Origin of the sequence: Microvirga sp. HBU67558, assembly GCF_018069605.1 — a bacterium.
Classification (GTDB): domain Bacteria; phylum Pseudomonadota; class Alphaproteobacteria; order Rhizobiales; family Beijerinckiaceae; genus Microvirga; species Microvirga terrae.
This window is the reverse complement of record NZ_JAGPUP010000535.1, coordinates 1-17,917: the sequence shown is the minus strand read 5'-3', so window position 1 is coordinate 17,917 and position 17,917 is coordinate 1. Positions and strand designations below refer to the sequence as shown.

Sequence of the window (17,917 nt, the reverse complement as noted above, 5' to 3'; positions counted from 1 at the left end):
ATGACGTGGCGGGTGGCCCCATTTCCCTGTCTCCATCAGAGCCCATCACCTCATGTCCTCCACGCCTCATCTCTCCCTGCCGCTGCTCGCTGCCGCGCAGGCGCAAAAGCACGTCACCCACAACGAGGCGCTCGCATCGCTTGACGCGCTCGTGCAGCTCGCCGTCAAGGAACGCGGCCGCACCGCGCCGCCGGCCTCGCCCGAGGACGGCGACCGCTTCCTCGTCGGCGCGGGCGCCACGGGCGCCTTCGCGGGCCATGAGGGCGCCGTCGCGCTGTTCGACCTCGCGAGCTGGCGCTTCCTCACGCCGCGCCCCGGATGGCGCGCCTATGTGGAGGCCGAGGATCTGCTCGTCCTGTTCGACGGCGCCGCCTGGACTCCCGTCGGGGCGGTTCCGGACGCGCTCGACAATCTGGATCGGCTCGGGATCGGCACGGCGGCCGACGGGACCAACCGCCTGTCGGCGAAGCTCAACGCGGCGCTGTTCTCGGCGCTGTCCGCCGAGGAGGGCGGCACGGGCGATCTGCGCGTCGTGCTCGACAAGAGCACGGAGGCCGGGGTGCTGTCGCAGCTCTACCAGCGCGGATACAGCGGGCGCGCGGAGACCGGCCTGATCGGCAGCGACGATTTCTGCATCCGCGTGTCCGCCGACGGCACCCTGTGGCGCGACGCGCTGCTCGTGGACCGCCGGACCGGCGTCGCGTCCTTTCCGTGCGGCCTCGCGAACGTGCCGGGTGCGAACCTCCTGATCAACGCGGCCTTTCGGGTGAACCAGCGCCGGTTCGCCGGCGGGGCGCTCGCGGCCGGCATCTACGGCTTCGACCGCTGGAAGGCCGGACCGGGCGGCTGCACCCTCGGCGTCGCGGCGGACGGCACGGTTTCGCTGTCCGGGGCGCTCGATCAGGTGGTCGACGTCGCCCAGGCGGCCGAGACCGGCGCGGCGAGCTTCGCCGGCGCGACCCTGACGCTCTCGGTCGAGGATCCGTCGGATCCTCTGCCGGTCGCCGTCGGGACGAAGACCGCCACGATCCCGGCCGGTCCCGGACGGCGCTGGGCGAGCGTCACGCTCGACGGGTCCGAGACCTGGCCCGTCACGGTGCGGCTCCAGCCGTCGGCCCCATGCTCCTTCCGGCGGGTCAAGCTGGAGCTCGGCGTGCAGGCGACGCCCTGGGCGGGCGTGACGGCCGACATCGAGGAGCTGCGCTGCCGGCGCTATTACCAGCGCCTTGCCGCCAGCGGCGGAACGCCTGCCATCCTCGGCGCCCTCGGGCAGCGCGTCGGCAACAACGTCATCGATTGTCCCTGCACCCTGCCGGTGCCGATGCGGGCCGACCCGGTGCTGACGACCAGCGGGCTCGGCTGGTTCAACGGAGTCCCGTCGGGCAACCAGATCGGCTTCTACAACAATTCCGGCGCGTCCTGGACGCTGATCACCGGAGCGCTGACCGTCACGACCCTGACGGCGGCCGGTGCGGCCGGCCTCGTCCTTCGGCTGCAGGCCGGCACCGCGTTCAGCGGATCGGTTGGCGCGGTCGGTAACCTCTATCTGGGTAACCTGGCCTTCTTCGCCCTGCAGGCGGAACTGTGAGGAGACGCGGATGACTGGTTCTTCGTCACGCTTCGAGACCGCCGTCGAACAGACGCTCCGGCACGAAGGCGGCTTCGTGCAGCATCCCCGCGACCCGGGCGGCGCGACCAAGTTCGGCATCACCCGCGAGACCCTCGCCCGGGCGCGCGGCCGTCCGGTCTCCGCGGCCGACGTGCGGCGCCTCACCCGCCGCGAGGCGGTCGCCATCTACCGGCGGCTGTTCTGGAACGCCGTTCGGGCGGACGAGCTGCCGCCCGGGCTCGATTTCGCGGTGTTCGACCTCGCGGTCAATTCCGGCCCCGCGCGGGCCGCCAGCATGCTGCAGGAGATCCTCGGCGTCCCGGCCGACGGCATCGTCGGACCGGTCACGCTCGAGGCGGCCCGCGCGGCCGACATCCCGGAGACGATCCGCCGCCTCATGAAGGCGCGTCTCGGCTTTCTCGGATGCCTCGCCGCCTGGCCGGTCTTCGGCATCGGCTGGCGCCGGCGCGTCCTCGCCGTCGAGCGGGAGGCCCTCCGGCTCGCATCCCTTCCACCCTCGTCCTCAAGGAACGTCTGACATGCTCGATACCAAGACCATTCTCGCCAGCCGCACCGTCTGGGCCAACCTCGTCGGCCTCGCGGCGCTCATCCTCGGGCTCCTCGGCTTCGACGGGTCGGCCCTGGCCACCGGCGCCTTCGAGGAGGCGCTCGTCCAGCTCGTCGCGGCGGCGAGCTTCATCGCCTCGACGATGTTCCGGATCCTGGCCACGAAACAGATTCTGAATTAGAAGCATTTTCAGGGAGATGGGGCCGGTCGTCGGCACGGAAGCCGGCCCCGATCGCATTCAGAATTCGTTCAGTGCGGCAAAGGCATGGTCGTCTCATGCGTCTGGTCTGGGTGTTGATAGCGTTGTGGGGCATGGTGGGGGCGGCGTCGGCGCAGAGCGCGGCCGCGGCCCTGAAGAACTGCCTGCCTCCCCGCGAGATGCAGGAGGCGGTGGCGGCCAAGGGCGTCGTCGCTCCGGCATCCGCCGTGATGACGGCGCGGCGCCAGATCCCGGGCGCCGACGTGGTCCGGGCCAGCCTCTGCCGCAACAGCGACGACCTTGTCTATGTGATCTCGGTCCTGCAAAAGGACGGTCGCATCGTCCAGGTGACGATCGACGGACCCTCCGGTCGCGTGAAGTCGGTCCATTAAGGGAAGCTCGAACCGTGCGCCTACTCGTTGTCGAGGATGACAGAACCCTCAATCAGCAGATCGTGACCGCCCTTGAGCAGGCGGGCTACGCGGTGGATGCCGCCATGGACGGCGAGGAAGGGCAGTTCCTCGGCGAAACCGAGCCCTACGACGCCATCATCCTCGATCTCGGCCTGCCGAAGGTGGACGGGGTGTCGGTCCTGACCGCCTGGCGCCGCGAGGGGCACAAGACCCCGGTGATCATCCTGACCGCACGCGACCGCTGGAGCGACAAGGTCCAGGGCTTCGACGCCGGCGCCGACGACTACGTGACCAAGCCTTTCCACATGGAGGAGCTTCTCGCCCGCGTCCGCGCGCTGCTGCGCCGCTCCGCCGGCCACGCCACGAGCGAGATCGCCTGCGGGCCCGTGAAGCTCGACACCCGCTCGGGCCGGGTCGCCGTCGACGGCAACCCGGTGAAGCTCACCTCGCACGAGTACCGGCTCCTGTCCTACCTCATGCACCATACCGGCCGCATCGTTTCGCGCGGCGAGCTGACCGAGCATCTCTACGATCAGGATTTCGATCGGGATTCGAACACGATCGAGGTCTTCATCGGCCGCCTGCGCAAGAAGCTCGGGGTCGACATCATCCAGACGGTGCGGGGACTGGGCTATCTCCTCGACGCGAGCCAGACCAAGACGTGACCGGCCTGTCGCCGCTCGTCAAACGGTTCGCGGGCCGGCCCATCGCGGTCCGTCTCGCGGTCTCGTCCGTCTTCTGGAGCTTCGTGATCCTGCTGATCGCCGGGCTCATCCTGTCGACGCTCTACCGCGACAACACGGAACGCGCCTTCGACCAGCGGCTCCTCGTCTACGCCAACACGCTCGCGTCCAACCTCGTCGGGCCGGGCGATCCGGACCGGGATCTCGGCCCCATTGGCGATCCCCGGTTCGAGCTGCCCCTGTCGGGCTGGTACTGGCAGGTGGCGCGGCCCAATGCGGCGGCGGGCGAGATCCGCTCGTCGAAATCCCTGTTCGGCGGGCAATTGCCGAGCCTCGCCACCGGGGACAACCGCTTCGGCCAGATCCGCCGCGGCTACGGCCGGGCGCCGGACGAGCGCAACCTGCGCATCATCGAGCGCGACATCGATCTCGGCGAGGACGGACGCTACATCATCCGGGTCGCCGGCCCGGCCGACGAGATCGACGTGGCCGTGCGGGACTTCATCTTCGCCCTGACCGTCACCTTCGCGCTCCTCGGCATCGGCCTCGGCTTCACCACGCTCCTGCAGATCCGCTTCGGCCTGCGGCCGCTCGCCAATCTGCGCAGCGCTCTCGGGGCGATCCGGCGCGGGGAGGCGGAGCGGATCGTCGGCGAATACCCGCGCGACATCTCTCCGCTGGCAGGCGAGCTGAACCTTCTGCTCGACACCAACCGGGAGATCCTGGAGCGCGCCCGCACGCAGGTCGGCAATCTGGCCCACGCGCTCAAGACGCCGCTCAGCATCATCATGAACGAGGCCGAGAACGCACCCGACGACGTGGCCGCCCGGGTCCGCGAGCAGGCCACGACCATGCGCGACCAGGTCAATTACTATCTCGACCGGGCACGCGCGGCGGCGCTCGCGGGAACCCTCGGCACGCTCACCGAGGCCGAGCCCGTCATCGCGGGCCTCGCGCGCACCTTCGCGAAAATCTACCGCGACAAGGACCTGGAGGTGGCGCTGGCGGTCCCGCCGGACCTGCGCTTCCGCGGCGAGAGGCAGGACCTGGAGGAGATGGCCGGCAATCTCATCGACAACGCGGCCAAATGGGCCGCCGGCAAGGTCGAGGTGTCGGTCGAGATCGTGCGCGAGGACGACCGGCCCCGCTTCCGCCTGCTCATCGACGACGACGGCCCGGGCCTGCCGGAGGCCGCCCGCGCGGAGGTCCTCAAGCGCGGCCGCCGTCTCGACGAGACCAAGCCCGGATCGGGCCTCGGGCTCTCGATCGTCAGCGATCTGGCGGCGCTCTACCGCGGCTCGCTCCGACTCGACGCGTCGCCCATGGGGGGCCTGCGCGCCATCCTCGAACTGCCAGGGGATAGGAGCGCGCCTTAAGGACATTTACGCGTGACACCGTGCCACCGTCGTGCTTCAGGGGGACACGCAGTAAATAGGACTTTATGGTGATCTGGATCATTCTCCTGGCGATGACGGCGGCGGCCGTGATGGCGGTGCTTTGGCCGCTGTCGCGTCATTACGCCGTCACGCGGCAGGCGGATCCGGACACGCAGTTCTACCGCGAGCAGATCGCCGAGATCGAGCGGGATCAGGCGCGCGGCGTGCTGATGCCGAGCGAAGCCGACGCCGCCAAGGCCGAGGCCGGACGGCGCCTCCTGCGGGCGACCGGGCTGCACGGCCAGGATCAGGCGGCGGTCGGGGAGCCGGCCCTGCGCCGCCGTCGGGCGGCCTCGACCCTGGCCCTGTCGATCATCCCGATCCTGGCGCTCGCCACCTATGAAATCTACGGGTCGCCCCAGGCGCCCGCCCAGGTGCCGACGGCTGCAACGGCCCAGCCGGCCGGCAACGTCGATCTCATGCAGGCGGTGGCCCAGATCGAGACCCATCTGGCGAACAACCCCCAGGACGGCCGCGGCTGGGAGGTCATCGCGCCGGTCTACCTCCGCATGGGCCGCATGGACGATGCCGTGAAGGCCTACGAGGCGGCGGTCCGCTCCCTGCCGCCGGATGCCGACCGGTTCGCCAATTACGGCGAGGTCCTGGTCATGTCCAAGGACGGGCTCGTGTCGGCCGATGCCCAGGCGGCCTTCGAACAGGCCGTCAAGCTCGATGCGGCTTCGCCCAAGGCCCGCTTCTACCTGGCCCGCGCGGCGGCGCAGGACGGGCAGACCGCGAAGGCCAAGGCCGCCTATGCGGAACTGCTCGCATCCTCGCCCGCGGACGCGCCCTGGGTCGAGGCCGTGAGGCAGGAACTGGCATCCCTCGACGCGCCGGCCGGCCAGGCGGCGGACAACCGGATCGGCCCGGAGGCGATCGCCGGCATGGTGGCGGGCCTCGCGAGCCGCCTGGAGGCGCAAGGCGGCTCGGCCGAGGAATGGGCGCGACTGATGCGCTCCTATACGGTCCTGGGCCAGCGTGATAAAGCCCTGGCGGCCGCACGACGGGCCCGGGAGGCGCTGGCGCAGGACAACGCCGGCTTGAAGACCATCGACACGATGGCCCAGGAACTGAAACTGACCGACGCTCAGCCATGACGCGAAAACAACGCCGCCTCACTCTCATCGGTGTCGCAGGATGCGTCCTGGCGATCGCGCTCGGCCTCGTGCTCTACGCCATGAACGACACGATCGTGTTCTTCAATTCGCCGGCCGACATCCAGGCGAAGAACGTGCAGCCCGGGACGCGCATCCGCCTCGGCGGCCTCGTCAAGGAGGGCTCCGTGCAGCGCGGCTCCGACCAGCAGATCACCTTCGAGGTCATGGACGCGCAGGCGGCCATCCAGGTGAGCTACAAGGGCCTGCTGCCCGACCTGTTCCGCGAGGGACAAGGCGTCGTGGCCGAGGGCGTGCTCGTCGGCCCAGGCGCCTTCCGGGCCGATTCCGTGCTCGCCAAGCACGACGAGAACTACATGCCCCGCGAGGTGGCCGATACCCTGAAGAAGCAGGGGCACTGGATGGGCGAGGCCAATGCCGCGCCCAAGACGCAGTAACGTGACGCAGTAGCAAGGGAGAGCCTTCGTGTTGGTCGAGGCCGGACATTTCGCACTCGCGCTGGCGCTTGGGCTGTCCCTGATCCAGTTCGTCGTGCCGCTCTGGGGCGCGCGCGCCAACGATCCCGTGCTCATGGCCGTGGCGCCGGCGGGCGCGCTCGCCGTGCTCGCCTGCATCGCGTTCTCGTTCCTGGCCCTGACCCTGGCCTACGTGAACTCCGACTTCTCGGTGCTCAACGTGGTCCAGAACTCCCATTCGGCGAAGCCGCTGATCTACAAGATCTCCGGCGTGTGGGGGAACCATGAGGGCTCCATGCTGCTCTGGGTGCTGATCCTGTCCCTGTTCGGCGCCGTGGTGGCGGTTGCACGAAACGTCCCGATGCGGCTGCAGGCGAACACGCTCGCCGTTCAGGCCCTGATCACCATCGCGTTCCTGCTGTTCATCCTCACCACGTCCAATCCGTTCGCCCGCGTCCTCCCGGCGGCCCCCGAGGGACAGGATCTCAACCCGCTGCTGCAGGATCCGGGCCTCGCGATTCATCCGCCGCTGCTCTACATCGGCTATGTGGGCTTCTCGATCTCCTTCGCGTTCGCGTGCGCGGCCCTGATCGACGGTCGCATCGATGCGGTCTGGGCCAGGATCGTGCGTCCCTGGACGCTCGGCGCCTGGGCGTTCCTGACGCTGGGCATCGCCATGGGGTCGTACTGGGCCTATTACGAACTCGGCTGGGGCGGCTGGTGGTTCTGGGACCCGGTGGAGAATGCCTCGCTCATGCCGTGGCTCGCCGGCACCGCGCTCCTGCATTCCACCGTCGTGATGGAGAAGCGCGACGCGCTCAAGGTCTGGACCATCCTGCTCGCGATCCTGACCTTCTCCCTGTCGCTGCTCGGCACCTTCCTGGTCCGCTCGGGCGTGCTCACTTCGGTGCATTCCTTCGCGGTCGATCCGGAGCGCGGCACGTTCATCCTCGGGATCCTGATCCTGTTCATCGGCGGCTCGCTGGCGCTCTTCGCCTGGCGCGCGCCCATGCTCCGGCAGGGCGGCCTGTTCGCGCCCGTGTCGCGGGAGGGCGCGCTCGTCCTCAACAACCTCTTCCTCGCCACCGCCTGCGCGACCGTGTTCATCGGCACGCTCTACCCGCTCGCGCTCGAAGTGCTGACCGGCGAGAAGATCTCGGTCGGGGCGCCGTTCTTCAACTTCACCTTCCTGCCGCTGATCGTGCCGCTGCTGCTGCTGCTGCCGCTCGGCCAGACGCTGGCCTGGAAGCGCGGCAACTTCCTCGGCACGGCCCAGCGCCTTTATGCGGTGTTCGGCGTCTCGCTGGTGGCGACAGTCGCCCTGTTCGCGCTCCAGCACGGCGGGCCGGTGGCCGCGCCGCTCGGGGTCGGGCTCGGCGTCTACCTGGTTCTCGGCTCCCTCAACGAAATCCTCACGCGGTCCTGGTCCCGGGGCACGCCGCTTGCCGTCGCCTGGCGCAAGGCCCGCGGCCTGCCGCGCTCCGCCTGGGGCACGGCGATCGCGCATGCGGGCGTCGGCCTGACGGTCATCGGCATCGCCGCGACGGCCTGGGGCGTGGAAGCCATCGGCAGCCTGCGGGTCGGCGAGCGGCTCAGGGCGGGCGATTACGAGGTGCGCCTCGAACGCATCATTCCGCGCGTCGAGGCGAACTACCGGGAGGACGTCGCCATCCTGACGGTCATGGGGGCGGGCCGGGAGCTCGGCACGATCGAGACCATGAAGCGGCTCTACGTGACGCGCGGCATGCCGACCACGGAGGCCGGCATCCTGACCACGGGCCTCGGTCAAGTCTATGCCAGCATCGGCGAGGTGCAGGCGGACGGGTCGATCGGCATGAGGCTCTACCACAAGCCGCTCGTCCTGCTGATCTGGATTGGCTCCCTCGTGATGGCGGCCGGCGGCGCGCTGTCCCTGACGGACCGGCGGCTGCGCATCGGGGCTCCGGCGCGTGCGAAGATCGCGCCGCCGGCTGCGGTCCCGGCGGAGTAGGCCATGCGTTTCGTGCTCGCTCTCCTCGCGGCTCTCGCGCTCGCCGGTCCGGTCCTCGCCGTGCAGCCGGACGAGGTGCTGAAGGATCAGGCCCTGGAGAAGCGGGCGCGCGACATTTCAGCGGGCCTGCGCTGCCTCGTCTGCCAGAACCAGTCCATCGACGATTCCGACGCGCAGCTCGCCAAGGATCTGCGGCTCCTGGTGCGAGAGCGCCTGGTGGCGGGCGACACGGACGCCCAGGTGCGCGACTTCCTGGTGCAGCGCTACGGCGAGTTCGTGCTGCTCAAGCCTACGTTCCGGGGGCACACCCTGCTGCTCTGGCTGACGCCTGCGCTCGTTCTGGTCCTCGGCGGCATCGGGGCCTACGCGGCCATGAAACGCCGCCTGCGGCCCGCCGCCGCACTCGACGCGCAGGAGCAGAAGGCGCTCGAGGACCTGCTCAAGCGCGATCAGGGGGCCTGACGGCCCGCGGCCGGGTCCGCGGGACGGGCGATCCGGGCCGGTCTCTCGAACGGCGGCGCGGCGCGCGTTAAGCACGTTCCCGCCTTTCTGTTGAGCAAGCCATTTTGTCGCGGCGCCAAGCTGAGGATCGGCTGATATCCGACACTCACATCTCCCGATATTTCCCCTGCGAAAGGTCCGGTCGTGAAGCTTGCGGCCCGTGGATTGTGTCTGTTCCTTCTCGCCCTTCCTTTCACCGCCCGCGCGGGCGAGGATCTCGTGGCCGAGGATCTCGTCGCCAAGCGCGAGTCCTGCCGCATCGAGGCGCGAAGCCGGATCGTGCCCAAGCGCAAGATCCAGGTCGACGATTACCGGCGCATCGTGGAGCGGCGCGCGGCCTACGTGACCCAGTGCATCAGCAGCACCGTGGTGGCCCGCAGCAGCGCGCCGCTGCCGCCGCAGCGGGTGCTCGACGACGCCGACGGGCGGCCGGACGCGGTCCTGCCTGGCCGGGACGCGCCGAGCCGCAAGGTTGGGCGTGCGAACCGCGAGAGGACGAAGATCGCTTCGGCGAGGCCGGCCAAAGCGGCGAAGTCCAAGGGCCGGAAGGTCAGGGTCTCGTCCCGCCGGGGGCGGTAACGTCTCCCACGTCGTGGCCGCTTCAACACACTCGGGCTGTTTCAAGACACTCGGGCTGTTATGGCCGGGCTTGTCCCGGCCATCCCGGTCCGGTGAGGCGCGGCACCTCAAACAAGCGAGATCACCGGCACAAGGCCGGTGATGACGAGGGAGGGGAGGCCGAGGCCGCCCATCCTCAAACCTTACCAACAATTCATCTCCGGGTGAGGGTGCCGTAAGGCGCGACCCCCCATCTTGCTCCCATGACGAACCCGAGAGGGTTCCGCCGAAGATTCTTCGAGGAGAGACAAGAGATGTTGGACAAGGTTTCCACCCCCGCCCGCAAGCGCACCGCAAAGTGGCTCGGCGCAGCGGCCGTGGCCGCGATCATCGCGGGCGGCGCCGTCGAGAGCGGTCTGGTTGCTCCCACGCCCGCCCATGCCGAACTGCGCTCGATGGCGCAGCCGGTCCAGAGCGTCCCGTCCTTCGCCGACGTGATCGACCGGGTCAAGCCTGCCGTCGTGGCCGTGAAGGTCAAGGTGCAGAACGTCGCCGACCGCAACAACAACGACGACGACGAGGACGGCCAGCAGTTCTCGATGCCCGACCTGCCCCCGGGCCATCCGATGGAGCGCTTCTTCCGCCAGTTCCGCGATCAGATGCCCGGCCGCGGCGATCGTGGTCCGCGCCAGGAGCGCCCGCGCCAGTTCGGCCAGGCTCTCGGCTCCGGCTTCTTCATCTCGGGCGACGGCTATGTGGTGACGAACAACCACGTGGTCGAGAACGGCTCCGCGGTCGAGATCACCATGGACGACGGCAAGACCCTCGACGCCAAGGTGATCGGCACCGACCCGAAGACCGACCTCGCCCTGCTGAAGGTCGAAGGCAACGACTTTCCCTATGTCCGCCTGGCGCCCCAGAAGGCCCGGATCGGCGACTGGGTGATGGCGATCGGCAACCCGTTCGGCCTCGGCGGCACGGTGACGGCCGGCATCGTGTCGGCCCAGCACCGCGACATCGGCTCGGGCCCGTACGACGACTACATCCAGATTGACGCCTCGGTGAACAAGGGCAACTCGGGTGGCCCGACCTTCAACCTGGCCGGCGAGGTGGTCGGCGTGAACACGGCGATCTTCTCGCCGTCGGGCGGCAACGTGGGCATCGCCTTCGCGATCCCGGCGAGCACCGTCGACAGCGTGGTGTCGTCCTTGAAGGACAAGGGCTCCGTGACCCGCGGCTTCATCGGCGTGCAGATGCAGCCGGTGACCAAGGAGATCGCCGAGGCGATCGGCCTCAAGGAGCCCAAGGGCGCCCTCGTGGCCGAGGCCCTGAAGGACAGCCCCGCCGCCAAGGCCGGCATCCGGACCGGCGACACGATCGTGGCCGTCGACGGCGAGCCGATCAAGGAAGCGAAGGATCTGTCCCGCAAGGTGGCGGGCGTCGCTCCCGGAAAGTCCCTGTCGCTCACCCTCTGGCGTGAGGGCAAGGAGCGGACCGTGACCCTCGAGGTCGGGGCTCAGCCGAAGGGCGCATGATCCACACAAGGTAGTAGGACACCGGGGTTTTGAGTTGATTGCCCCTGACACCTGGTGTCTTCTGCCCACGGCAGGCCGGCCTCATCCCCCTCCAAGGCCGGCCTGCCGTCGGGTTTTTCCATCGCGTGACAAGCGGGCAGATGCGCATTCTCATCATCGAGGACGACAAAGAGGCGGCCTCCTATCTCGTCAAGGCGTTCCGGGAAGCGGGCCACGTGGCGGATCACGCCGCCGACGGGCTCGACGGCTACGCGATGGCCGAGGAGGGCGATTACGACGTGCTCGTGGTCGACCGCATGCTGCCCAAGCTCGACGGCCTGTCCCTGATCCGGTCCCTGCGCGAGCAGCGGGTCGAGACGCCGGTCCTCATCCTGTCCGCCCTGGGCCAGGTCGACGACCGGGTGAAGGGCCTTCGCGCCGGCGGCGACGATTACCTGCCCAAGCCCTATGCCTTCTCCGAGCTTCTGGCCCGCGTCGAGGTTCTCTCGCGCCGCCGCAGCGCGGCCCCCAGCACCGAGCCGACGGTCTATCGCATCGCCGATCTCGAGCTCGACCGCCTGTCCCATCGGGTGACGCGCTCCGGCCAGGAGATCGTGCTGCAGCCGCGCGAGTTCAGGCTGCTCGAATATCTCATGAAGAACGCCAACCAGGTGGTCACCCGCACCATGCTGCTGGAGCACGTGTGGGACTATCACTTCGACCCGCAGACGAACGTCATCGACGTGCACGTCTCGCGCCTGCGCGCCAAGATCGACAAGGGCTTCGACAAGCCCCTGATTCACACCATCCGCGGGGCGGGCTACATGGTGCGCGTCGGCCAGGAGGGCGACGAGGAATGAGCGTGCCGCGATGAACGCTTCCATGAGCGCCCTCGGCAAGCTCGTCCGGACGACGGCGTTCAAGCTGTCCTTCGCGTATCTCCTCATCTTCACCATCTTCGCCTTCGTGGGCCTGGGCTACGTGGCCTGGAACGCCCAGCGGCTGCTCACCGAGCAGTTCGTGTCGACCATCGAGAGCGAGATCAACAGCCTGTCGGACCAGTACCGGTTCGGCGGCCTGCGCCGCCTCGTGAACATCGTCGAGCGACGCTCGCGCGCGCCGGGCGCCATGCTCTACCTCGTCACCACGGAAACGGGCGAGCGGGTCGCGGGCAACGTGGGCGCCCTGCCGCCAGGCGTGATCGGCCGCACGGGCCAGTTCGAGACGCTCTACAACCGCACCGACGAGACGGAGGCGCGGCCCGACATGGCGATCGTGCGGGTCTATCTCCTGCCCGGCGGGTTCAGGCTGCTGGTCGGGCGGGACATCGAGGAACGCCGGCGCCTTCAGGAGGTGATCTACCGCGCCTTCGGCTATTCGCTGCTCTTCATCGTCGTGCTCGGCTGCGTCGGCGGCTGGTTCATCACGCGGCGCGTTCTCAAGCGCGTCGACGACATGACCGAGATCACGCGCCACATCATGACCGGAGATCTGGGCGGGCGCCTCAAGATCGCCGGAACCGGCGACGAGCTCGACCGCCTGGCACAGAACCTCAACGACATGCTCGACCGCATCGGCGAGCTGATGCGCGGCATGCAGGAGGTCTCGGACAACATCGCCCACGACCTGAAGACGCCGCTGACGCGCCTGCGCAACAAGGCCGACGAGGCCCTGCGTACCGCGAGCACGCCCGACGAGCTGAGATCCGCCCTCGAGGCCACCATTGAGGAGAGCGACAACCTCATCCGCATCTTCAACGCGCTGCTCATGATCGCCCGCCTGGAGGCCGGCAACGCCCGCGAGGGGCTGGCGGATTTCGACGCCGCCGAGGCGGTGCGGGATGTGGCCGAGCTCTACGAGGCGCTGGCCGAGGAGGCGGGCGTGTCGCTCGCCGTGTCCGTGGAGGACGACCTGCCGATCCATGGAAGCCGCGAGCTTCTGGGGCAGGCCATGGCGAACCTCCTCGACAACGCGCTGAAATACGGTTCCGCGGCCGGCGGCGTGCCTCAGACGATCAGCGTGTCGGCGCATCGCCGCGACGGCGAGGTGCGGATCGCGGTGGCCGATCACGGCCCCGGCATCCCGGCCTCGGAACGCGGCCGCGTGCTCGAGCGGTTCGTCCGTCTCGAGACGGCGCGCTCCCGCCCGGGATTCGGCCTCGGCCTCAGCCTGGCGGCCGCCGTCGCGAGGCTGCACGGCGGAGCCCTGCTGCTGGAGGATAACGAGCCCGGCTTGCGGGTGATCCTAGCCATGCCTCTCAAGGCCGTCGAACTGCCGCAGGCGCCCCTGCAATCGGCCGCGTGACGGTGAAGGACATCGCTGCGGTTTCCACGTCATCACCGGGCTTGTCCCGGTAATCCCGACTGCTTGGAACGCCGCGGTTTTCCGTGTTGGGATGGCCGGCACAAGGCCGGCCATGACGAGAGAGGGTGTCAGGACGGGAGCGGGATGGCCGGGACTGATTCCCGGATCAAGCCCAGGGACGGCCATGACGGGGTCGGGTTCATTCTCGAGCGATGCAAACCCGCCGGGCAAGATTTCGATTGCCTCCTCGGCTCCGGCGTGAACACTCAGGGACCCCGCAGACACCCGATGGATTGGCCGTGCCGGACCCGACGAACTCCTTGCTCGAACGCCTGACGAGGGCCCCGCTGGTTTCGGATGCGAGGCGCGCCAAGGCGCAGCTGGCGGACTTCCTCGGGCGCGTCCGCGAAGAGCCCGAGGCGGAGGCGCTCGCGGGCCGTCTCGCGGCCGGTCTGCCGCGCGACCTTCTTCTGGCGCTAGCCGATCACTCGCCCTTTCTCTGGCAGCTCGTGGTCAACGATCCGGTCCGGATGGCACGCCTCGCCTTCACGCCACCGGAAGAGGCGCACCGCGCCATCATCGACAGCCAGGCCCATCTGTTCCGCGAGGTGCGGGCCGGCGCGATGACGCGCCATGATGCCATCCGGGCGTTCCGGCAGAACCGCAACGCCCATGCGCTGCTCGTGGCGCTGGCCGATATCGGCGGGCTCTGGGGCACGGAGCAGGTCACGCAGGCCCTGTCCGACTTTGCCGACGCCTCCGTGACCGGCGGCGTGAACCTGGTGCTGAGCGAGGCGGCCGATCTCGGACGCATCCACCTCGCAAATCCCGAATCTCCCGGCGAGGGCTCCGGCTTCACGGTCCTGGCGCTCGGCAAGCACGGCGCGGGCGAACTCAACTATTCGAGCGACATCGATCTCGTCATCTTCTTCGACCCCGACACCACGGCCCTGAAGGATCCGTCCGAGGCGGCCACGGTCTATACGCGCATTGCCCAGCAGCTCGCCAAGCTCCTGCAGGAGCGCACTGCGGACGGCTACGTGCATCGTGTCGATTACCGCCTGCGGCCCGATCCGGGCTCGACGCCGACCGCCATGTCGCTGTCGTCGGCCTATGTCTATTACGAGACCGTCGGGCAGAACTGGGAGCGGGCCGCCTTCATCAAGGCGCGCCCCGTGGCGGGTGATCTCGTCCTCGGCGAGACTTTTCTGACGGAGCTTCGTCCGTTCATCTGGCGCAAGTATTTCGACTTCGCGTCGATTGCCGACGTGCATGCCATGAAACGGCAGATCCATGCGGTGCGCGGTCATGACGAGATCGCTGTCGCGGGCCATGACATCAAGCTCGGACGCGGCGGCATCCGCGAGATCGAGTTCTTCGTGCAGACGCAGCAGCTCGTCTTCGGCGGGCGCCGGCCCGCCCTGCGCGGGCGGCGGACCCTCGACATGCTCAAGGCGCTCCACGACGAGGGCTGGATCACGGCCACGGCGCGCGATGAACTCTCCGACGCCTATCGCTTCCTGCGCACCATCGAGCACCGGCTGCAGATGGTCGCAGACGAGCAGACGCAGCGTCTGCCTGCCGACGAGGACACGCTCAAGCGCTTCGCTAGGTTCTGCGGCTATCCCACCATCAAGGCTTTCGCCAGGGCCCTGACCGATCAGGCCAAGATCGTGCAGGGCCATTACGCGCTTCTCTTCGAGGAGGGGCCGGAGCTTGCGTCCGATGCCGGGAGCCTCGTCTTCACCGGCACCGGCGACGATCCGGAGACCCTGGCTACCCTCCAGCGCCTCGGCTTTCGCGAACCGGAGCGTGTGGCCGAGACGGTCCGCGGCTGGCATTTCGGGCGCCGCCCCGCAATTCAGAGCGCGCGGGCCCGCGAGGTCCTTACGGAACTCACGCCGGCGCTGCTCCTGGCGCTCGGCGGCACCGCCGAGCCCGATGGTGCGCTCGCGGCCCTCGACAGCGCCTTCGGCCGCATGCCCGCCGCCGTCGAACTCCTCACCATCCTGCAATCCCATGACAGGCTGCGCCTGCGATTTGCGGATCTCCTCGGCACCGCGCCGCGGCTTGCCAACACGGTGGCGCAATCCCCGCACGTGCTCGACGTGCTGATCGATCCCGCCTTCAACACGCCGCTCGTCGACGAGACCGCGATCGAAGAGCAGGTGCGCCAGATCATCGGCCATCCGGAGAGCTACGAGGACTTCCTCGACCGTGCCCGCGACGCCGCCCGGCAGATGCGCTTCATCACCGGCGCGCGGCTCCTTTCCGACATCATCTCGCCCGCGCAGGCCGGCGAGGCCTATGCGGCCGTCGCGACCGCCATCGTGCGGGCGTCCTTCGAACGGGTGCGCGAGGAGTTCGAGGCCGAACATGGCATTGTGCCGGGGGCGAGCATCGCGATCCTGGGTCTCGGCCGCCTCGGCACGAAAGAGCTGACGGCCGGGTCCGACCTCGATCTCGTGGTCATCTACGATTTCGACGAGGAGCGGCGCGACAGCACGGGACCGCGCCCCCTCGACGTGGTGGTCTACTTCACGCGCCTGACGCAGCGTCTCGTGGCGGCGCTCACGGTACCGACGCGCCGGGGCCTGCTCTACGAGGTCGACCTGCGCCTGCGCCCGCAGGGCGGCAAGGGGCCCGTGGCGTCGCAGTTCAAGGGCTTCGTGGCCTATCAGACGACGGAGGCGGATCTCTGGGAGCACATGGCCCTCACGCGAGCCCGCGTGCTGGCGGGAGACGACGGCTTCGGCGCGAAGGTGCAGGCGGCGGTGCGGCGGATCGTGGGAGACCGGCGGGAAGCGGCAAAGGTCTTCGCGGAGGTCCGTTCCATGCGCGATCTCATCGCGCAGGAAAAGGGCGACGACGATCCGTGGGATCTCAAGCTCGTGCGGGGCGGTCTCACGGATCTCGACTTCATCGCGCAGGCCCTCGTGCTGGCGCACGGCGCCGCCCATCCAGGCCTCATCGGTCATGCATCGGAGGAGACGTTCGCGGAGGCGAGCCGGGTCGGGCTGATCGACGGGGAGGAGGCGCGCAGTCTCGTGGAGGCGCATCGCCTGTTCCATGCGATCTTCCAATGGCAGCGCCTCACCATCGAGGGGCGCTTCGACCCCTCATCCGTCTCGCCCGCCATCCTGAAGCGCCTCGCCGCCATCGCGGGATTACCGAACCCGAAAGTGCTCCTGCACCACCTGAAGGAGACGCAGAGCCAAGTGGCCGGCCTTTACGACCGGATACTGAAGGTTGCAGAGGGCCGGGAATCCACAGGGCGCCTGGCTTGATTATCGGGATTCAGCGATCTGAGGCTCGGTGACAAATCGATGGCTGTATCGATCCAGGCGAAGCACGGCCGTTGTCATGTCGCAGAGGAAATAATGAGCTTCTCAAAGATGACACTGTGGTTGCAGGAACTTCATTGAGAAGGCTGGCTATCGTAGCTGCCGGGATTAATGCTCATTGGGCGGTATATGTAGTAAAGACTAACTGCACGAAGTTGATTTGCAGCGCTATTGGTGAAATCAACTTAATTCATTCGGACGGATTATCTTTTTACCTTAATCAAGAATGCAAAACCACAAGTTGCTGCCGGCGATAACTATGAGATGTGCGGTAAGGCACTTGCCAAACGTTTATAAAGATATAACGTTGCAATGGTTCATGGCTGAACGATGCCGATTGCCCTCATGAGCGCGGCTGCCTTGTCCGGTTCCGGCCGGTTGCGGCATGTCGGATCATGAGGTCCACCGGACGCTTGGGGGATTAGAAGATGGCCACTGTCCAGGATTTTTTCTTGCAGGAATTGCTGCGCGTGTTCAACAACACGGGCGGACGGAATCCCGATGGAAGTACGGGCATCCAATATGGAGGTACCGGGCAAGGCGGAGCGGTCACAGGCAACCCGACCGGCGGGTCGGGAACCGGATCGTCGTACATCGTAGGCGATATCTCAGATGGCAAACAGTATGGTCCTGACGGAAATCTCGAAAGCGAGTGGGGCTATTCGGACTGGTCAGGCGACAGCTACATTGTCAACTATAACGTCTCCGACGGCGCCGATCACTATGATATGGTTGTCATGTATCGGCCTGGCACCTCCACTCCCACATTCCTCTCGGAAACGATCGCCTCAGGCTGGAATAGTTTTGGTTCGGCCGGCGTTGCAGTGGTCGACTCGATCTTCAATTTCGAGCGTGACACATGGAACTCATTCAACCACTGGGTTCGGGACCAGGTATTTGGTGAAACGGTCCCTTCGCAGCCCCAAGAACCTACAACTCCATCTGAACCAGTTGCGGGGATCCAGAAAGCGCGCTTCTACATTGCAACGAGCCAATCATCCTATGCCGAAGTCGAGTTAAAATTCGGCACTATGAATGATGACCGTATTCAAGGTGCCGGGCTCCTGCTAGGCGACGCCGGTAACGATATTCTTGTTGGGAATGGTGATGCGGGCGCTCTCCGCGGCGGCACCGGCCACGATTGGCTCGACGGCGGCGTGGGCGCCGACCTGATCGACGGCGGCGAGGGCTGGGACGTGGCCTCGTACCAGAGCGCCACGAGCGGCAT

The 17,917-nt window shown here is 67.9% G+C and carries 15 protein-coding genes and 1 pseudogene; all 16 read left to right on the top strand.

Going from position 1 to position 17,917, the window contains the following annotated elements; translation table 11 throughout:
* The first annotated feature begins 52 nt into the window (after positions 1-52).
* Positions 53-1,588, top strand: coding sequence for a DUF2793 domain-containing protein (locus tag KBI52_RS18980; RefSeq protein WP_210810395.1), 1,536 nt, complete (start codon positions 53-55; stop codon positions 1,586-1,588).
* Between the two features lie 10 nt (positions 1,589-1,598).
* Positions 1,599-2,147 (top strand): glycoside hydrolase family 108 protein, encoded by a 549-nt coding sequence (locus KBI52_RS18975; RefSeq protein WP_210810391.1) that lies wholly within the window; start codon positions 1,599-1,601, stop codon positions 2,145-2,147.
* A gap of 1 nt (position 2,148) precedes the next feature.
* Positions 2,149-2,358, top strand: coding sequence for a hypothetical protein (locus KBI52_RS18970; RefSeq protein WP_210810353.1), 210 nt, complete (start codon positions 2,149-2,151; stop codon positions 2,356-2,358).
* A 95-nt stretch (positions 2,359-2,453) separates the two neighbouring features.
* On the top strand, positions 2,454-2,768 hold the full coding sequence (locus tag KBI52_RS18965; protein ID WP_210810349.1) for a PepSY domain-containing protein: 315 nt from the start codon (positions 2,454-2,456) through the stop codon (positions 2,766-2,768).
* A gap of 14 nt (positions 2,769-2,782) precedes the next feature.
* Positions 2,783-3,454, top strand: a complete 672-nt coding sequence (locus tag KBI52_RS18960; protein WP_173946984.1) for a response regulator transcription factor — start codon at positions 2,783-2,785, stop codon at positions 3,452-3,454.
* The gene (locus tag KBI52_RS18955; RefSeq protein WP_371823192.1) at positions 3,451-4,848 is read left to right on the top strand and encodes a sensor histidine kinase; all 1,398 of its coding nucleotides are present in this window, start codon (positions 3,451-3,453) and stop codon (positions 4,846-4,848) included. Before KBI52_RS18960 ends, KBI52_RS18955 begins: the two co-directional genes overlap by 4 nt.
* 65 nt (positions 4,849-4,913) lie before the next feature.
* Entirely contained in the window at positions 4,914-6,005 is a 1,092-nt protein-coding gene (gene ccmI, locus KBI52_RS18950) for a c-type cytochrome biogenesis protein CcmI (protein ID WP_173946983.1), read from the top strand.
* On the top strand, positions 6,002-6,460 hold the full coding sequence (gene ccmE / locus KBI52_RS18945; RefSeq protein ID WP_173946982.1) for a cytochrome c maturation protein CcmE: 459 nt from the start codon (positions 6,002-6,004) through the stop codon (positions 6,458-6,460). The genes ccmI and ccmE overlap by 4 nt, the downstream gene beginning before the upstream one ends.
* Positions 6,461-6,488: 28 nt before the next feature.
* Entirely contained in the window at positions 6,489-8,468 is a 1,980-nt protein-coding gene (locus tag KBI52_RS18940; RefSeq protein ID WP_210810342.1) for a heme lyase CcmF/NrfE family subunit, read from the top strand.
* A gap of 3 nt (positions 8,469-8,471) precedes the next feature.
* Entirely contained in the window at positions 8,472-8,930 is a 459-nt protein-coding gene (locus KBI52_RS18935; protein WP_210810335.1) for a cytochrome c-type biogenesis protein, read from the top strand.
* A gap of 183 nt (positions 8,931-9,113) precedes the next feature.
* The gene (locus KBI52_RS18930; RefSeq protein ID WP_173946979.1) at positions 9,114-9,548 is read left to right on the top strand and encodes a hypothetical protein; all 435 of its coding nucleotides are present in this window, start codon (positions 9,114-9,116) and stop codon (positions 9,546-9,548) included.
* A gap of 293 nt (positions 9,549-9,841) precedes the next feature.
* On the top strand, positions 9,842-11,062 hold the full coding sequence (locus tag KBI52_RS18925) for a trypsin-like peptidase domain-containing protein (RefSeq protein WP_210810332.1): 1,221 nt from the start codon (positions 9,842-9,844) through the stop codon (positions 11,060-11,062).
* Between the two features lie 140 nt (positions 11,063-11,202).
* Positions 11,203-11,901, top strand: coding sequence for a response regulator transcription factor (locus KBI52_RS18920; RefSeq protein ID WP_210810327.1), 699 nt, complete (start codon positions 11,203-11,205; stop codon positions 11,899-11,901).
* A 10-nt stretch (positions 11,902-11,911) separates the two neighbouring features.
* On the top strand, positions 11,912-13,345 hold the full coding sequence (locus tag KBI52_RS18915; protein WP_210810322.1) for an ATP-binding protein: 1,434 nt from the start codon (positions 11,912-11,914) through the stop codon (positions 13,343-13,345).
* Positions 13,346-13,644: 299 nt separating this feature from the next.
* Positions 13,645-16,632 carry a bifunctional [glutamine synthetase] adenylyltransferase/[glutamine synthetase]-adenylyl-L-tyrosine phosphorylase gene (locus KBI52_RS18910; RefSeq protein WP_262265451.1) on the top strand — a complete coding sequence of 996 codons (2,988 nt, stop codon included), beginning with the start codon at positions 13,645-13,647 and terminating at the stop codon, positions 16,630-16,632.
* A gap of 485 nt (positions 16,633-17,117) precedes the next feature.
* Positions 17,118-17,917 (top strand): annotated as a pseudogene (locus KBI52_RS18905) (hypothetical protein); the annotation flags it as partial.

Coding starts and splice junctions, on each gene's coding strand:
- KBI52_RS18980 (WP_210810395.1), top strand. CDS start 53: ATGTCCTCCACGCCTCATCTCTCCCTGCCGCTGCTCGCTGCCGCGCAG.
- KBI52_RS18975 (WP_210810391.1), top strand. CDS start 1,599: ATGACTGGTTCTTCGTCACGCTTCGAGACCGCCGTCGAACAGACGCTC.
- KBI52_RS18970 (WP_210810353.1), top strand. CDS start 2,149: ATGCTCGATACCAAGACCATTCTCGCCAGCCGCACCGTCTGGGCCAAC.
- KBI52_RS18965 (WP_210810349.1), top strand. CDS start 2,454: ATGCGTCTGGTCTGGGTGTTGATAGCGTTGTGGGGCATGGTGGGGGCG.
- ccmI (WP_173946983.1), top strand. CDS start 4,914: ATGGTGATCTGGATCATTCTCCTGGCGATGACGGCGGCGGCCGTGATG.
- ccmE (WP_173946982.1), top strand. CDS start 6,002: ATGACGCGAAAACAACGCCGCCTCACTCTCATCGGTGTCGCAGGATGC.
- KBI52_RS18935 (WP_210810335.1), top strand. CDS start 8,472: ATGCGTTTCGTGCTCGCTCTCCTCGCGGCTCTCGCGCTCGCCGGTCCG.
- KBI52_RS18925 (WP_210810332.1), top strand. CDS start 9,842: ATGTTGGACAAGGTTTCCACCCCCGCCCGCAAGCGCACCGCAAAGTGG.
- KBI52_RS18920 (WP_210810327.1), top strand. CDS start 11,203: ATGCGCATTCTCATCATCGAGGACGACAAAGAGGCGGCCTCCTATCTC.
- KBI52_RS18915 (WP_210810322.1), top strand. CDS start 11,912: ATGAACGCTTCCATGAGCGCCCTCGGCAAGCTCGTCCGGACGACGGCG.